Source organism: Rhodobacter capsulatus (assembly GCF_003254295.1).
Classification (GTDB): Bacteria; Pseudomonadota; Alphaproteobacteria; order Rhodobacterales; family Rhodobacteraceae; genus Rhodobacter; species Rhodobacter capsulatus.
The window spans coordinates 31,839-47,842 of the sequence record NZ_QKZO01000009.1; the positions used below are offsets into that span (position 1 = coordinate 31,839).

General features: G+C 66.8%; 12 protein-coding genes. 2 read left to right on the forward strand and 10 right to left on the reverse strand.

Features of this window, described 5'->3' with window-relative positions; all coding sequences use genetic code 11:
* From rfbD to LY44_RS13390, 5 genes are all read right to left on the reverse strand, one after another.
* Entirely contained in the window at window positions 1–846 is an 846-nt protein-coding gene (gene rfbD / locus LY44_RS13375; RefSeq protein ID WP_055211194.1) for a dTDP-4-dehydrorhamnose reductase, read from the reverse strand.
* Window positions 843–977: a hypothetical protein gene (locus LY44_RS18465; RefSeq protein ID WP_269082705.1), complete on the reverse strand. Its 135-nt coding sequence runs from the start codon at window positions 975–977 to the stop codon at window positions 843–845. The genes rfbD and LY44_RS18465 overlap by 4 nt, the downstream gene beginning before the upstream one ends.
* A gap of 490 nt (window positions 978–1,467) precedes the next feature.
* On the reverse strand, window positions 1,468–2,517 hold the full coding sequence (rfbB, locus tag LY44_RS13380; protein ID WP_055211231.1) for a dTDP-glucose 4,6-dehydratase: 1,050 nt from the start codon (window positions 2,515–2,517) through the stop codon (window positions 1,468–1,470).
* An 87-nt stretch (window positions 2,518–2,604) separates the two neighbouring features.
* Entirely contained in the window at window positions 2,605–3,168 is a 564-nt protein-coding gene (gene rfbC / locus LY44_RS13385; RefSeq protein WP_055211192.1) for a dTDP-4-dehydrorhamnose 3,5-epimerase, read from the reverse strand.
* An 84-nt stretch (window positions 3,169–3,252) separates the two neighbouring features.
* The gene (locus LY44_RS13390) at window positions 3,253–5,892 is read right to left on the reverse strand and encodes a calcium-binding protein (RefSeq protein ID WP_055211190.1); all 2,640 of its coding nucleotides are present in this window, start codon (window positions 5,890–5,892) and stop codon (window positions 3,253–3,255) included.
* A gap of 209 nt (window positions 5,893–6,101) precedes the next feature.
* Between LY44_RS13390 and ilvA the strand changes: the two genes are divergently transcribed.
* Window positions 6,102–7,349 (forward strand): threonine ammonia-lyase IlvA, encoded by a 1,248-nt coding sequence (ilvA, locus tag LY44_RS13395; RefSeq protein WP_055211188.1) that lies wholly within the window; start codon window positions 6,102–6,104, stop codon window positions 7,347–7,349.
* A 3-nt stretch (window positions 7,350–7,352) separates the two neighbouring features.
* Here ilvA and LY44_RS13400 read toward each other — a convergent pair whose 3' ends face one another.
* Window positions 7,353–7,682, reverse strand: coding sequence for an Hpt domain-containing protein (locus LY44_RS13400; protein WP_055211186.1), 330 nt, complete (start codon window positions 7,680–7,682; stop codon window positions 7,353–7,355).
* 206 nt (window positions 7,683–7,888) lie between these two features.
* Here LY44_RS13400 and LY44_RS13405 point away from each other — a divergent pair, with 206 nt between their 5' ends.
* Window positions 7,889–9,118: a PP2C family protein-serine/threonine phosphatase gene (locus LY44_RS13405; RefSeq protein WP_055211184.1), complete on the forward strand. Its 1,230-nt coding sequence runs from the start codon at window positions 7,889–7,891 to the stop codon at window positions 9,116–9,118.
* Here the strand turns inward: LY44_RS13405 and LY44_RS13410 are convergent.
* From LY44_RS13410 to LY44_RS13425, 4 genes are all read right to left on the reverse strand, one after another.
* Entirely contained in the window at window positions 9,115–10,287 is a 1,173-nt protein-coding gene (locus tag LY44_RS13410) for an HlyD family type I secretion periplasmic adaptor subunit (RefSeq protein ID WP_055211182.1), read from the reverse strand. The two genes, LY44_RS13405 and LY44_RS13410, sit on opposite strands and share 4 nt — an antisense overlap.
* On the reverse strand, window positions 10,284–12,521 hold the full coding sequence (locus tag LY44_RS13415) for an ATP-binding cassette domain-containing protein (RefSeq protein WP_223230718.1): 2,238 nt from the start codon (window positions 12,519–12,521) through the stop codon (window positions 10,284–10,286). The genes LY44_RS13410 and LY44_RS13415 overlap by 4 nt, the downstream gene beginning before the upstream one ends.
* 26 nt (window positions 12,522–12,547) lie before the next feature.
* On the reverse strand, window positions 12,548–13,888 hold the full coding sequence (locus LY44_RS13420) for a TolC family protein (protein ID WP_055211178.1): 1,341 nt from the start codon (window positions 13,886–13,888) through the stop codon (window positions 12,548–12,550).
* Between the two features lie 10 nt (window positions 13,889–13,898).
* Window positions 13,899–16,004 (reverse strand): Ig-like domain-containing protein (locus tag LY44_RS13425; RefSeq protein ID WP_111396032.1); only part of this gene is annotated, 2,106 nt, incomplete at its 5' end.

The following is a 16,004-nucleotide window of genomic DNA, read 5'->3' on the forward strand; positions in this document are numbered from 1 at the left end:
TCAAATCTCCAGTTCTTTCAAAACCTTGGAAAGACCCGCCTGCCAGTCGGGCGGGGCGATGCCGAAATCGCGCGTCAGCGCCGCGCAGTCCATCCGGCTGTTGAGCGGGCGCAGCGCAGGCGTCGGATAGGCCGCGGTCGGAATCCCCGTCACTACCACCTTGCGGCCCGAAAGCGCAAAGATCTCGCGGGCGAAATCGGCCCAGCTGACCCAGGGGCTGCCGCCGAAATGATAGGTGCCGCCGGGCTGTCCGGCGACCATCTTCCGCGCCATGACGACCAGCGCCGCCGCGATGTCGGCCGCGGGGGTCGGACCGCCGATCTGGTCCTCGACCACGTTCAGCGCATCGCGGCTTTCGCTCAGCCGCAGCATGGTTTTCACGAAATTCGCCCCATGTGCGGAAAACACCCAGGAGGTGCGCAGGATCGCCGCAGCGCCCCCCGCCGCGCGGACGCCCTGTTCCCCGGCCAGCTTGCTGCGGCCATAGGCATTTTGCGGCGCCACCGGATCGGTCTCGACCCAGGGCGCGCTGCCCGCGCCGGAAAAGACGTAATCGGTCGAGACATGCAGGAAGGGGATGCGCTTTTGCGCCGCCGCCCGGGCCATCGCCGCGGGGGCCTCGCCATTCACCACCGTCGCCGCGGCTTCCTCGGCCTCGGCCTTGTCCACCGCGGTCCAGGCGGCGGCATTGATCACCGCCGCGGCGTCGCTGTCGCGGATCGCGGCCGCGCAGGCCGCCGGATCGGCAAGATCGGCCTGCTCGCGTCCCAGAAACACGGCCTGCGGCAGCTGGCGTTGCAGCTCTGTCGCGACCTGACCTGTCCGACCAAACACGAGAACCTTCATTTCAAGCCCCTGACCCGAGTGTTGAGACGCATGTCGAGCCCGTCGAACAGACCCGGCTGACCGATCGCCCGCGCGAAGGCGGGCAGGATGTCGCCCTCTTCGGCGCAGATCCGGTCGTAATCCAGCACCACCGGCGTGCCGATCCCCTGCCAGAAGGCCAGGATCGCCGCGGTGTCGTAATACCAGGCGCCATCGGCGCTTTGATCGTCGGGCAGCGCCTTCTGGGCCTCCCAGGAACCGGTCTTGCGCAGTTGATCCGCGCAAAGGCCGGGGCCAGCGCGGATTTCAGCGCAAAGGCTTCAAGCGGCGTATGCAGCAGACAGAATTCTTCGCTGCTGATGACCATCTCCGGGGCGGTCCCGCGCGCGGCGGCGATCTTCGCGGGAACTGCGGCGAGCCGGGCCAGATCGGGCAGCGGCTCGCCATAGTTCCCCCGCGGCGTCGAGCGGATCTCGGGGCGCAGGAAGGTGTTGGCAAGGGCCCAGGCAATCGCTTCGGGATGAACCGCGACCCCCGCTGCCCGCAGCCGGGCGGCGGAAAGCTGCAACGCCCGCTGGATCGAGGTCGTCCCGGTCTTGTGGGTGCCGACATGCAGCCAGAGCGTGCCCGTTCCCGCGTGGTTCACCCCTTGACCCCCAGTCGCTGGCCGACGCCATCGCGGTCCTGCAGCGCCCGCCACCAGCTCTCATTGGCCAGATACCAGTCGACGGTGCGTTCCAGCCCCTCTTCGACCGTGACCGAAGGCCGCCAGCCCAGTTCGGTGCGGATCCGCGTCGGGTCGATCGCGTAACGGGCGTCATGGCCGGGGCGGTCGGTGACGAAGGTGATCTGATCGGCATAGCTGCCCGCGGCCTTCGGGCGCTTGCGGTCGAGGATCTCGCAGAGCGTGCGGACCAGTTCGAGGTTTGTGCGCTCGTTCTCGCCGCCGATGTTGTAGCTCCGCCCGACCGCGCCCTTTTCGACCACGGTCAAAAGCGCGTCGGCGTGATCCTCGACATAAAGCCAGTCGCGGATGTTCGAGCCGTCGCCATAGATCGGCAGCGCCTTGCCCGCCAGCGCGTTCAGGATGATCACCGGGATCAGCTTTTCCGGGAAATGGAACGGCCCGTAATTGTTCGAGCAATTGGTAAGCAGCACCGGCAGGCCATAGGTCTCGTGCCAGGCGCGGACCAGATGATCCGAGCCCGCCTTCGAGGCCGAATAGGGGCTGCGCGGATCATAGGGCGTGTCTTCGGTGAATTTCACGGACGGGTCATGCGGCAAGGACCCGAAGACCTCGTCGGTGGAGATGTGATGGAAGCGGAAACTCTCGGGACGGCCGCGGTTTTCCCAATACTGCCGGGCAGCCTGCAGCATCTGATAGGTGCCCATCACATTCGTCTCGATGAAGACGCCCGGCCCGTCGATCGAGCGGTCGACATGGCTTTCCGCCGCCAGATGCATCACCGCATCGGGCTGGTGGCGGTCCAGAATGGCGGCGATCGCGGCGCCGTCGCGGATGTCGGCCTGCTCAAACGCATAAAGCGGCGCGCTGGCGACCGAGGCCACGTTGTCAAGACAGGCGGCATAGGTCAGGGCATCGACATTGACCACGGCATGACCGCGCGCGATCGCCAGACGCACCACCGCGGAGCCGATGAACCCTGCCCCCCCGGTCACGAGAATCTTCATGGCAAATTCCATTTCTTCTGGTTTGAACAGGCTTACTTGCGCAGATTGCAAAGGACAACCGACCTTTGCAATCCTGACGGTGTGGTCTCAGCCCTGCCAGGTGAAGGCGCTGTCGAAACCGGCGATCCGCCCCGCGACCGCATCCTTGGCCGAGAGCACCGGTTCCAGATCGCCCATGCCCCAGTCGATGCCGATATCGGGGTCGTTCCAGATCAGCGCGCCCTCGGTTTCCGGGTGATAATAGTCCGAGCATTTGTAGATGATCTCGGTTTCCGGCGCGCGGGTGACGAAGCCATGCGCGAAGCCCTTGGGCACCAGCAGCTGACGGCCGTTTTCAAAGCTCAGCTCGGCGCCGAACCACTGCCCGTAGGTGGGCGAGCCCTTGCGGATGTCGACCGCGACATCGAAAAGACAGCCCTTGCCGCAGCGCACCAGCTTGTCCTGCGCATGCGGGGGGGTCTGGAAATGCAGGCCGCGGATCGTGCCCGGGGTCATCGACAGCGAATGGTTGTCCTGCACGAAGACGGTGTCGATCCCGTGCTCGGCCAGCGCCTTGGCCGAGTAGCTTTCGGAGAAGAAGCCCCGGTGGTCGCCGAAGCGGCGGGGGGTGATCAGTTTGACGCCGACAAGCGGCGTGTCTTCGACGAGCATCGCGGTCCTCGTTGCAAGATGGGTTCCGCGTCTCCTTAACAATTGCCTGCGCCAAAGTCACCCGGCCTGTCGCAAGCCCCGTCGTCAGACCAGCAGGTAATGCGTCTCGCCGCCGATCTGAAGCGTCAGCCGCTGCAGGCTTTCGGCATCCACCACCGTCCAGACCGCGGCGCCGGTCGGGCGATGGATGAGCTGCACGTCCCGCACCGCGGCATCACCGCCCAGATCGCCCCATCGCAGCCCGAAATCGCCGATCCGCGCCCCGGCGCGGGTGAAAACAAGCCGGTCTTCGGCGCCGTAATCGGAGATCCAGTCGGTGCCCGCACCGGCCGCGCCGTCATGCAGGAAAGTGTCCCTGCCCAGCCCGCCGGTCAGCAGGTCGTTGCCGCTCTCGCCGAAAAGCCAGTCGTCGCCGTCGCCGCCGTCGAGCAGGTCTGCGCCGCTGCCGCCGCGCAAGGTGTCATTGTGGCTGCCGCCGCGCAGGGTGTCGTTCCCCGCGCCGCCCCAAAGCACGTCATTGCCGCCGCCGCCCGACAGGCTGTCGGCCAGATCTTCGGGCGTGCCGGTTTCCATCCCGCCGTAAAGGCTGTCATTGCCCGATCCGCCCAAAAGCGTGTCGGCGCCTGCGCCGCCGCTGAGCAGATTGACCCCGGCGCCGCCGTCGATCCGGTCGTTGCCCGCGTCGCCCCGCAGCGTGTCATTCCCCGCATCGCCGAAAAGCGTGTCATTGCCCGCGCCGCCGCTCAGGACGTCGTTGCCCTCGCCGCCCGAGAGCCGATCGTCGTCGTTGCCGCCGTTCAGGTTGTCATTGCCCGCCCCGCCCAGCAGCGTGTCCCGGCCGACATCCCCCAGCAGCCTGTCGTCGCCGCCATTGCCGACGAGGGAATCGGCGCCGGAGGCACCGTTGAGCACGTCGACATCCTCGTCGCCGATCAGCGTGTCATTGCCGTTGCCGCCGTTCATCCTGTTCGCGCCCTCGCCGCCGATCAGGGAATCGTCGCCGTCATCGCCGCTGATCGTGTCATTGCCGCGATCGCCGAAGATCACGTCATTGCCGCCACCGCCCTGGATCATGTCGCTTGACTCAAGGCCATTGATCGTGTCGGCCCGGCTGCTGCCGATCAGCGTGTCGCGGCCGATCGTGCCCGACAGCGCACCGCCGCCGGTGCCCGCCACGATCCGCTCGCCCTGCACCTCGCCCAGCATCAGCAGCCGGTCAGGCAGGCCGAAGCTCAGCCCGGACCAGATGTCGCGCAGCGCCAGCGGCCGCCCGGTCGCCGAGACGATCTCGATCTCGGTGCCGCCAAAGGACAGCAGCAGGCCGCGGTCGGTGGGCGTCGCGATCAGCTGCGCGGTCGAGCGCAGCATCGGCAGGCCGCTCAGGTCGATGCGGTCGCCGGGGCTGTAATCCATCACATATTGCCGATTGTCGGAACTGCGGATCACGAAAGTGTCGTTGCCCGCGCCGCCGAACATGGTCGTGCTGCCCGGGCCCGAGACCAGCACGTCTTCGCCCGCCAACCCCATCAGCGTGTCGCGGCCGGTGGTGTTGGCCACCAGCAGATCATCAAGCGCCGAGCCGTCGCGGCGCAGGTTGCCGCTTGTCGCGCCCGTCACCGTCACGCCCAGCGCCGCCAGATCGATGCGCAACAGGCTCAGCCCGGGTTGGGCGCCCGAGGCGACGAAGATCCGCAGCTCGGTGCCGACCACCGTCATCGTCAGCGCGGTGATGTCCTGCAGGCCAAGCCCGGTGCCCTGCTCCAGGGTTTGCAGCTGCACCAGCCGCCCGTCGGGCAGAAGCGTGAACAGGGTCAGCCCGTCATCGCCGCCGCCCGCCACCACGAAGACCCGGCCCCGCACGACGACGGCCTCCAGCGCGGTGATCATGCCAAAGCGGCTGTCGAGCGTGTCCATCAGGTGATCGGTCGGGCGCAGGCTGCCGGTCGCGGTCAGTTCCATCACCGAAATCGTGCCGCTGCCGCCCGCGCCCAAAACCACGAAGGTCTTGCCGAAAGCGGTGACGGTGGTCATCACGGTGGGGTCGTTCAAGCCCAGCCCGTTCGACGCGCCCAATGTGCCGACCTGCACCAGCGCGCCATTGGCGCCGACGCGATAGCTGGCGACGCCGTCGAAACCGGCGTCGGCGCGCAGCAGGAACTCCTGCCCGGCCACCGCCACCATCTCGAGCAGCACCTGCCCGCCGACCGCGCCGCCCGAGGGGCTGGCGGTGCCCGAGACCCAGCGCGGGATGCCGCTGGCGTCGATCGCATAGCCGTTCAACGCGCCGCTGATCGCGTCGGCGACATAGATCATGTCGGCGCCACTGGCGATTTCCGCCGTCAGAAGGCCGTTTTGCAGCCAGGGGCTGCGGGCATCGTCCAGCCGGACCGTCGTCTGCCGCCCCAGATCGCCGGGGGCGGCGCTGTTGGAACTGAGCAGATCGCCGCCCTGGGTCACGCCGAAAAGAATCCGGGTGTAGCCGTTGAAGGTCGCCCAGGACAGATCCAGAACCGCCATCCCGGTCAGGCTGCCGGGGAAGTAGAAACTGTCGGCGACCGTTGGCACGGCCTGCGCCCCGATCTGCCAGGCCAGGATGCCGCCATTGCTGCCGGTCACGCTGTAAAGGAAGCTGCCCGAAGCCGTCGTGACGATTTCGAGCCGTTCGATATTGGTGTCGAGCAGGGAGAGCCCCGACTCGACCCGTCTGGTGAAAGCAATCCGCATCGCACACCCCCCAAGATGAGCAGGGGCAGGCTCCGCCCTCGCGTCGTCCCGGCCGTGTCGCAATCGCGGCGAAATCATGACTCTTGGACACAATTTTGCGCAAATCGCCAATCTGGAAACGGTCCGTTTCGGCGCCAACCTTGGTCGGTCGCGGCGCGATCCTGTCGCTCGGCGCTTGCCAAAGCCCGAAGGACGGGTCTAATCGAACCATGACCCAATTTGCCCTTGCCGCCCTTGCCGCCACCCGCGCCCTGCGCACGCTCTTCGAGCCGACGCCGCTGCAGCGCAATGATTTCCTGTCCAAACGTTACGAGGCCGAGATCTGGCTCAAGCGCGAAGACCTGACGCCAGTGCGCAGCTACAAGCTGCGCGGCGCCTTCACCGCGATGCGCAAGCTGCTGGAGATCACCCCCGAGGCGCGGCAGTTCGTCTGTGCCAGCGCGGGCAATCACGCGCAGGGCGTGGCCTTTGCCTGCCGTCATTTCGGCGTGCGCGGAACGATCTTCATGCCGGTGACGACGCCGCAGCAAAAGATCGACAAGACCCGCACCTTTGGCGGCGATGCGGTCGAGATCGTACTGACCGGCGATTATTTCGACCAGACGCTGGCGGCCTCGCAGAAATTCTGTGCCGAGGCGGGGGCGCATTTCCTCTCGCCCTTCGACGACGAGAACGTGATCGAGGGTCAGGCCTCGGTGGGGGTCGAGATCCTCGATCAGCTGGGCCGCGCGCCCGATCTGGTCATCCTGCCGGTGGGCGGCGGCGGTCTGGCGGCAGGCGTCACGGGCTATCTGCGCGCGACGGCACCGCAGACCGGCTATCGTTTCGTCGAGCCGCAGGGCGGCGCCAGCCTGACCGCGGCGGTGGCGGCGGGGGAACCGGTGACGCTCAAGCATGTCAACAGCTTCGTCGATGGCGCGGCGGTGGCGCGGATCGGGGCCTTGCCGCTTGCGGCGCTCGACTGGGTGGCCCCCGAGGAGATCCTGCTGGCGCCGGAAGATCGCATCTGCCTGACCATGCTCGAGATGCTGAACCACGAGGGGATCGTGCTGGAACCGGCCGGGGCGCTGTCGCTGAACGTGCTGCCGGAACTGGCGGGGGAAATCCGCGGCAAGACTGTCGTCTGCGTGACTTCGGGGGGGAATTTCGATTTCGAGCGGTTGCCCGAGGTCAAGGAACGGGCGCAGCGCTATTCCGGGCTGAAGAAATACTTCATCTTGCGGATGCCGCAACGGCCGGGGGCGTTGCGCGAATTCCTGTCGATGCTGGGGCCGGAAGACGACATCGCGCGGTTCGAATATCTGAAGAAATCCGCCCGCAACTTCGGCTCGGTGCTGATCGGCATCGAGACGAAGCAGGCGGGCGCCTTCGATGCGCTGACGCAAAAGCTGGATGCCGCGGGTTTTGATTACCGCGACATCACCGATGATTCCGCGATCGCCGAATTCCTGATCTGAGCCTCAGGCGGCGGACAGGAATTCGTCGACCCGGCCCATGAAGATGTCCTTCGAGCGGCCGTAACAGTCGAGCACGGCGGCAATGTCCACCGTCGCGGCATTGCCCGCGGCGCAGCGGCGTTCGCCGTCCTGGCAGATCGCCCCGAAGTCGCGAAAGCCCAGATTCCAGGCCGAGCCCTTGAGGAAATGCAGCTCGTCGCCCAGCTTGTCCGGCTTGCGGCCCAGATTCATCACCACGCTCTCGACCTCGTCGAGAAACAGCTCGAGCACTTCGGCAAACCCTTCGGCGCCGATTTCGGATCGCAACTCGGCGACCCGTTCCCAATCGATCATAGTACCCTCCACAGAGCCCTTTTCTCACCACAGCGAAAGGCTACGGGCCATTCCTTGCGGAAGCTTTAACCCCCGATCAGGATTACGGCGATTCACCTGTTCTTAAGGCCGATCGCGCAAGGTGCGCCATGCATAGTGCCGGTGAGCCCGTGACAGATCCGATTTCAGACCGTCCAGATCCGACCTCAGCTTCCGAGCCCGCCCCCGTGCCGCGCCGGGTTCTGGTCGTGGACGACAGCAAGATGCAGCGTCGCATCCTGTCCGCACTGCTCTCGCGGTCGGGCTATGAGGTGCTGGAGGCGGGCTCGGCGGAAGAGGCGCTGGACATCTGCGACCGGATCGAGCCCGATTTCGTGCTGTCCGACTGGATGATGCCCGGCATGTCGGGGATCGAATTCTGCCAGCAGTTCCGCGCCATGCCGCGCGAGGGCTATGGTTATTTCATCCTTCTGACCTCGAAGACGGACAAGCATGACGTGGCCGAGGGGCTGCAAAGCGGCGCCGATGATTTTCTGGCCAAGCCGGTGAATGGCGACGAGCTGCGGGCCCGGCTGATGGCGGGCGAACGCATCCTGACCATGGAACATGCGATGAAGGAGAAGAACCGGCAGCTCTCCTCGGCGCTGGGCGAGTTGCAGTCGCTTTACGATTCGATCAACCGCGATCTGGTCGAGGCCTGCAAGCTGCAGCAATCTCTGGTCAAGGAACGCCACCGCAGCTTCGGCAATGCGCAGGTGTCGCTGACGCTGCGGCCCTCGGGCCATGTCGGCGGCGATCTGGTCGGCTTTTTCCCGATCAACATCCGCCGCGTCGGGCTTTACGGCATCGACGTCTCGGGGCATGGCATCACCTCGGCGCTGATGACGGCGCGGCTGGCGGGCTATCTGTCGGGCACCTCGCCCGAACAGAACATCGCCCTGATCCAGACCGAATTCGGCTTTTACGACGGCCGCGACCCGGCCGATCTGGCCGCCTATCTGAACACCCTCGTGCTCGAGGAAATGCAGACCGACAGCTATTTCACCCTGATCTATGCCGATGTGGACCTGATTTCCGGCAAGGTCGCGCTGGTGCAGGCGGGGCATCCGCATCCGGCGGTGCTGCGCGCCGATGGCTCGGTCGAATTTCTGGGCGATGGCGGCCTGCCCGTCGGGCTGATCGAGGGGGCGAGCTACGAAACCGTCACCACCCGGCTTGCGCCCGGGGACCGGCTGTTCCTGGGTTCCGACGGCATCACCGAGGCGGAACCGCCGCGCCGTCCGCAGATCGGCGAGGAGGGGCTCGCCATGCTGCTCAAACGGCTGAACCTGCTGCGCGGCCCGGCTTTTCTGGATGCGCTTTACTGGGAATTGCAGCGCATGACCTCGGACAACCTGGCCGACGATGTGTCGGCGGTGCTCTTTGAATTCTACGGCGCCAAGGAAAACGTCGGTTAAGGCTCGCGCAGCGCCTCGCGCGATTTGTAAAGCGGCTTGAGCAGATACTGCAGCACGGTCTTTTCGCCGGTGTGCAGTTCCACCGTCGCCTGCATCCCGGGCCGGATTTCAAGACGGCGCTGGCGTTCGGTCAGCCGCGCCAGATCGACCCGCAAGGTCACCTTGTAATAGGGTTCGGCATCGGGCTTCTGTTCGTCCTTGAACGTGTCGGCCGAGACGAAATGCACCGCGCCCTGCAGGCTGCCGTAAATCGTGTAATCATAAGCCGAGAGCTTGATCGTCGCCGCCTGCCCCAGCTTCACGTTGGCAATGTCCTTCGGCGCGATCCGGGCGTCGATGAACAGTTCTTCATCCAGCGGGATGATCTCCAGGATCTCCTCGCCCGGCCGCACGACGCCGCCGATCGTCGTCACGGAAAGCTTGTTGACGATCCCGTGCATCGGCGAGGTCAGCGTGGTCCGCGTCAGCTGATCTTGCGACAGTTTCAGCTGCTGGCGCAAGGTGCCCAGCTTTTCCAGCGTCTCGGAATAGTCCGAGGCGCGGTCCAGCTCCGCCTTGGTGGTGATGTCGTTCAGCTGCGCCTCGGCATCGGAAAAGGCCTTGCGCGCCTTGGTCACCTCGATCAGCGGCGCGACGTCGCGTTCGAACATCTTTTCCAGCATGTCGCGCTCGGCCTTGGCCTGTTTCAGGATCGCCGCCGCCCCCTTCCTGCGCGAGGCATAATCGCTCAGCCGCGCCAGCAGCAACGCGCTTTCCGACTTCACGATCTCGGGGACAAGCCGGTCCTGCTCCTCGCTCGGCACGAATTCATCCAGCCCGTTCATCTCGGCCTCAAGCCGCAGCTGCCGGATTTCCAGCGCCGCGATCTGCGCCTGCAGATCATCGACCTGGGTCCGATACGAGGTCTCGTGCAGCCGCCCCAGCACCGTGCCTGGGGACACCTCGTCGCCCTCGGAGACATTCAGCTCCGCCAGAATCCCGCCTTCCAGGTTCTGGATGATCTGCGGCTTCGAGGACGAGACGATCTCTCCGGGGCCGCGCACGATCTGGTCAATGCGGGCATAGGCGGACCAGACCAGAAAGGCCAGGATCGACAGGCCGATCAGCCAGATCGTCCAGCTCATCCGCCGCGCCGCCGTGGTCACCGCCGCAGGATCGACGGTGCTCATTTCGGCCCCCCGGCCTTCGCCTTGGTCAGATGCGCCAGCACCGCATCGCGCGGGCCATCGACCGCCATCCGGCCGTTCTGCAAGATCAGCGTGCGCGCGGTCAGCGCCAGGATCGGCACCCGATGCGTCGCGATGATCGCCGTGCGCCCGTCCAGCCAGGTCTCCAGCCGGCTCACCAGCGTCGTTTCCAGCGTGGTGTCCAGCGCCGCGGTGGGTTCATCAAGGATCACCACCGTCGGATCCTGCAGCCAGAGCCGCGCCCAGCCGATCGACTGGCGCTGCCCGACCGAAAGCCCCTCGCCGCCGTCGCGGATCGGCAGATCAAGGCCTTTCGGATGACCGCGCAGGAACGGCCCGAGCCCGGCAAAATCGAGCGCGCGGTAAAGCCGCTCCTCGTCGCGTTCCAGCTGCGTCAGGTTCAGGTTGTCGCGCAAGGTGCCGGAAAACAGCCGCACGTCCTGGCTCAGATACCCCACCGCCCGGCGCAGATCGCGCGGATGCAGCTGGCCCAGATCGACGCCATCCAGCAGGATCCGCCCCGCCGTCGGTTCGTAGACCCCGGCCAGCAGCTTCAAAAGCGTCGATTTGCCAGAGCCGTTCGCGCCCAGAATGGCGACCCTCTGCCCCGGCGGAATGCGCAGCGCGGCAATGTCCACCGTCGCCGATCCCTCGGGGTCGTATTTGAATTCCAGCCCGCGCAGCTCGTATTCGCCCTCGATCCGCTCGGCGCGCAGATAGCTGCGGCTGGCGGCCTGCACCTGATCGGCGCTTGCGATTTCCTCAAGACCCTGCAGCGCCGCCTTCACATTGGCCCAGCGCGCCATCGTCCCCGCCAGCTGCGTCAGCGGCGCCAGCGTGCGCGAGGTCAGAAGCCCGATGGCGATGATCGCGCCCACGGTGAATTCGCCCTCGAAGACCATGTAGGCGCCGACCATCACCGCGGTCACATAGGTCGCCTGCTGCACCATCTGCGCCCAATAGGTCAGCGCCGAGGCGAGCTTGCGGCTTTCCGAGGATTTCACCGCCGAAAGCGTCGTCAGTTCCTCCCAGACCCGCTTGAACCGGTCGGCGCCGCGCTGGGTGGCCACCGTTTCATGTTCATAGATCGCCTCGTGCAGAAGCTTCGCCGCCCGGGCGGAGGCACCCTGCGTCGATTGCGTGATCTTCATCATCCTGCCCTGCATGAGGAAGCCGGGCACCACCATCAGGATGGCCCCCGCCAGCAGCACCCAGACCAGATTGCCGCCGATCGAGGCGACAAGGGCGAGGAAGATGAAGATGAAGGGAATGTCGGCGATCGTGCCGATCGTCGAGGCGGTGAAGAACTCCCGCACCGAGGAAAATTCCCGCATCGCGGAAAACAGCTGGCTGGGCGAACGCCGCCCGGGCGCCGCCTTCATCCCCAGAAGCCGGTCCATCAGCAGGCCCTGCACCGTCAGCTCGATCTTGCGACCGGCCAGATCCATCAGCCCCGAGCGGGCGAGCTTCAGCGCCATTTCAAGAACCAGCGCCAGCAGCGCGCCCAGCGCCAGCACCCAGAGCGTCGCCTCGGATTTGTGCGGAATGACGCGGTCATAGACCTGCATCGAGAACATCGAGACCGCGACGGCCAGGATATTGGCGAAAAGCGAGCCCAGCGCCACTTCGACAAAGGCGCGGCGCTGCGCCTTGAACGCGCCCCAGAACCAGTGCTCGGGCGCGGTCTCGGGGGCATGGCGGCTTTCAAGCTGACGCAGCGAGGTGCGGGCGCGGATGATCTTGCCCGAAAAGAACGGCGCGAATTCGGCCAGCGCGACTTCGGCGCGTTGATCGGGACAGCTCTTGTCGTAAACAAAAAGCAGATCGGCTTCCTGCTTGATCACCAGCACCAGCTGCCCCGAGGTCATCTGCGCCAGCGCCGGCCATTGTCCGGGCGAGAGCCGGGCGATCTGCTCGACCGCGGCGGTCATCCCCGCCACCCGCAGCACCGCGGCGATATGTTCGGGCTGGACCTCATCCGCCTCGGCGCCGGTGACGGCGGCGGTGGCCTCGCCCACGGCCAGAAGCATCTGTTCCAGAATATCGGCGGCGGGCACCTGCGCGCCCAGCAGCGCAGCATAGGCCGAGGCCAGTTCCGCCCGCGCCCGCGCCCGTCCGGGGGCCTTGGGCGGGCTTGGCTGGGCGGGGACGGCTTTCGGCAAAGCGCCATCGGACGCCCCGCTGACACGGGCCGCATTCAGATCGAAGGCTATCACCCGGTCTGCCAAGCTTCCGCACCGTTTCAGATATTGCTGCCGTCCACCAATATTCCGTGTTTACGCGCGATTTCCAGCTCTATCAGCGCGATGTCATACTTCAGCCCGGCCTGCGCATGGGCCATCTGCGCATGGCTTTCATACATGCTTACCAGATCCATCAGCGACCGCCGCCCCATCTTGTATTGCTCGGTGAACATCTCCAGCCCGGCGGCGGTTTCCGCCACCACCGTGCCGTCGCGGGCCTCCCGCGCCTCAAGTGCGGCAATCTTGGCGCGCAGCGACGCCACCTCCTGCACCTCGGTCTGTTCGGTTCGCGCCACCCGGGCCGCGGCGGCCTCGCGCGTGGCCTCGACCGCTTCCAGCTGCGCTTTCGTGCCGAAGCCCAGCATCTGGTCGATGCCCAGCTTCAGGCCGATGTCGCTGTCGCCGCTGCCGGTGCGGGCCTCGGCGCCCAGCTTCGGCAGATGCCCGGCGCGGCTGATCCGCGCCTCGGCCTCGGCCCGTTCCGCCTCGGCGCGCGATTTCGTCACCGAAAGCGCCCCGGGCAGGGGCTCGGGCAGGGCCAGATCGTTCATCCCTGCAAGCCCGTCGAGCGGCGCCGAGGTCATCGCGCGCAACTGCGCCATCGCCGCCGTGGCGGTGTCGCGATCGGCCTGCGCCGTCGCCCGCATCTCGGAGAGCTTTTGCGCCAGCACCCGGGCCTCGGTGCCATCCGACAGCCCGCCTTCGACGCGGATCTGCATGATCTCGTTGAAATCGCCCAGTTTCGCAACCGAGAGATCGGCCACCGCCGCCTGTTCGCGGGCCTTCAGCGCGTTGACATAGGCCTTCAGCCCCTCGGCCACGGTGTCGTTCATCTCGGCCGAAAGCGATACCGCCGCCACTTCGACATCGGCCGCCGCCGCCTCGCGTTCGGCCCGTTTCGCGCCATTGTCCCACAAGGTCTGGTTGATCAGCAGCTCGGCCGCCAGATCGCCCAGCCGCATCAGGCTGAGGCTGGGCCCGATCCGCGGCAGCCAGTTCTTCGAGGTCGCCTGCGCCGTCAGCCGCGCCACCCGCAGCTCCGCCTTGGCAGAGCCCTTGGCGTCGCGCAGCACCGCCCCGGCCACCTGCGCATAGGGGCCCGACCCGGGCAGCACCGAAACCCGGCCCGCCAGCTCGGCGATGATCGCCGAGGTCTCGGCGGTGGTGCCGGGCTTGCTTGCGACCAGCGTGGCCGTCGCAGGAGAGAAGGCCGAGCGGCCGGTGGGGAAGGGGGTCCCCTCCATGCAGCCGCTCGCCAGCATCGCAATCAGTGCCGCCGCCGACATCCGGGCCACGGGGAGGGCCCGGAAAAGCGGCGCGAAGCTGCCGTTCCGGGTCATCGGGGCACCGTCAGATCGTGACGTTGGTGATCGAGTCGTCGATCAGGATGCGGTGTCCCTCGTCTCCCAGCGTGTAGATGCTGTAGCTGTGCCCGTCGAGCGAGGCCGTCGCGCCGGTGTCGGTGGCGCCCAGCGCGGTGACGCGGTCATTGGCATCGCCGCGCACGATCAGGTCGTTGTCGCCGCCGGTCAGCGACTGCAGCTGCGCGGCGGTGATCGTCAGATCGACCGAGGCGTGATGCAGGTCGATCGACCCGAAGTCGAACCGGCTCAGCCCGCTGTTGTCCAGATCCATCGTCAGGCTGCCGTTCGGGCTGACGACCAGCAGGGTCGACATCTCGTTTCCGGCGGTGTCGCTGTCGGTGACGACGAGGAACTGACCATCCGGCACCCGGTTGAACGAATAGTATTCGTCCTCGCTGGGCGTGCTCATCGGCGCGCTGTCGCGCATCAGGGTGACGGTGCCATCCGCCGCGACGGTCTCGATCACGTAATGATCGGCCTCGCTGACATCGGCGTAAAGGCCGCGGGTGCCGTTGCCGTTGTTGGTCACGTCGCCGATCACCGGCGCATCCGGGGCCACCAGATCATAGCTGAAGCTGCCCGAGGTCGTCGCGGTGTTCTGCGCCGCATCGGTGGCCACGGCGGTGTAGCGCATCGCGCCCGAGCCGCCCGGCAGATCGGCCGCGGTGAAGACCGCGGTCCAGGTCCCGTCGCCCTGGGCGGTGACGGTGCGGATGGCGCCGTTTTCCAGCGTCACCGCGACCGTGGCCCCGGGTTCGACCGTGCCCGAGATCGCAAAGCCCGTCTGCGCCTCGGCCCGGTTCACCACGTTGTCGCTCGTCACCGTGCTGAAGGCATGGAAGTTGCGCACCAGCGGATCGACGTCGATCAGACTGGTCTGGGTCGCGGTGTTGCCATAGGGATCGGTGGCGTTCACCGTCAGCTGCAGGTTGTTCGTCTCGGTCGTCGGCAGGTCCGAGGCCGGGATCTGCGCCGACCAGGTGCCGTCCGAATTCACCGAGGCGACGACGATCCGGCCCGAGGCCAGCTGCACGGTGACGACCGATCCGGCCTCGACGGTGCCCTCGATCCGCAGCCCGCCCGCGGCCTCGGCGCCATTCACCATGCCGTCGGTGCCGGGGGTGTCGGTCCAGTGCGACAGCGGCGAGACCTCGGTGTCGACATCGATCAGATGCGTCTGCGTCGCGGTATTGCCCGCAAGGTCGGTCGCGGTGACCGTGGCCGTGCCGGTATAGCTGCCCGCAGCATATTCGCCCGCGCTGAAGGCGGCGCTCCAGCGGCCATTCGCATCGGCGGTCACGCTGCGCGAGCCGGTGCCGAACTGCACCAGCACCGAGGCGCCGGCCTCGGCCGTGCCGGTCAGCACCAGATCCCCCGCGGCGCGTTCGGCCTGGTTCACCAGATCGTCCCCGCCCGCCAGATTGGCATCGAAGCGGACGCTGGTCTCGGTGTCGACGGCCAGCGTGTCGGTCAGCGTGGTGACATTGCCGTGGATGTCGGTCGCGGTGACCAGCATGCCCTTGGTATAGGTGCCCTCCGGCAGGTCGGAGGTCGGGAAGGTCACGTTCCAGTTGCCGTCGCCGCCGACGGTGGTGGTCTGCTCATGGCCGTCGACGACGACGCGGATCGTCGCGCCGGGCTCGCTGGTGCCGCGGATGGTGACGCCATCGGCATGTTCGCCGGCGTTTTCGATATCGCCGGTCGAGCGCGCGCCTTCGGTGATCGCCACCGGCGGACGGGTCATGTCGATCAGGTAATCGGGACCGTCGAGATTGTAGACGGCGCCGCCGGGCGCGGTCACGACCACGCTCGAGGAATAATCGCCATCCGCCGGGAAGGTCGAGCCGGTGAAGGTCACCGACCAGGTGCCGCTGGCGCCGACGGTGGCCGTCATGGTCTCGCCGCCCAGCGTCACCACCACGGTCGAGCCGGTTTCGCCGGTGCCCGACACCGTCGCCGAGGCTTCGGTATTGGTGGTCAGCGTCGCCGGATCGCGCTCATCGACGGTGGGCGTCGGATGCGTGGGCTCGGTCGGATCTGTCGGGTCCGTGGGATCGGTCGGGTCCGTGGGATCGGTCGGGTCCGTGGGATC

Coding starts and splice junctions, on each gene's coding strand:
- rfbD (WP_055211194.1), bottom strand. CDS start 846: ATGAAGGTTCTCGTGTTTGGTCGGACAGGTCAGGTCGCGACAGAGCTG.
- rfbB (WP_055211231.1), bottom strand. CDS start 2,517: ATGAAGATTCTCGTGACCGGGGGGGCAGGGTTCATCGGCTCCGCGGTG.
- rfbC (WP_055211192.1), bottom strand. CDS start 3,168: ATGCTCGTCGAAGACACGCCGCTTGTCGGCGTCAAACTGATCACCCCC.
- LY44_RS13390 (WP_055211190.1), bottom strand. CDS start 5,892: ATGCGGATTGCTTTCACCAGACGGGTCGAGTCGGGGCTCTCCCTGCTC.
- ilvA (WP_055211188.1), top strand. CDS start 6,102: ATGACCCAATTTGCCCTTGCCGCCCTTGCCGCCACCCGCGCCCTGCGC.
- LY44_RS13400 (WP_055211186.1), bottom strand. CDS start 7,682: ATGATCGATTGGGAACGGGTCGCCGAGTTGCGATCCGAAATCGGCGCC.
- LY44_RS13410 (WP_055211182.1), bottom strand. CDS start 10,287: ATGAGCACCGTCGATCCTGCGGCGGTGACCACGGCGGCGCGGCGGATG.
- LY44_RS13420 (WP_055211178.1), bottom strand. CDS start 13,888: ATGACCCGGAACGGCAGCTTCGCGCCGCTTTTCCGGGCCCTCCCCGTG.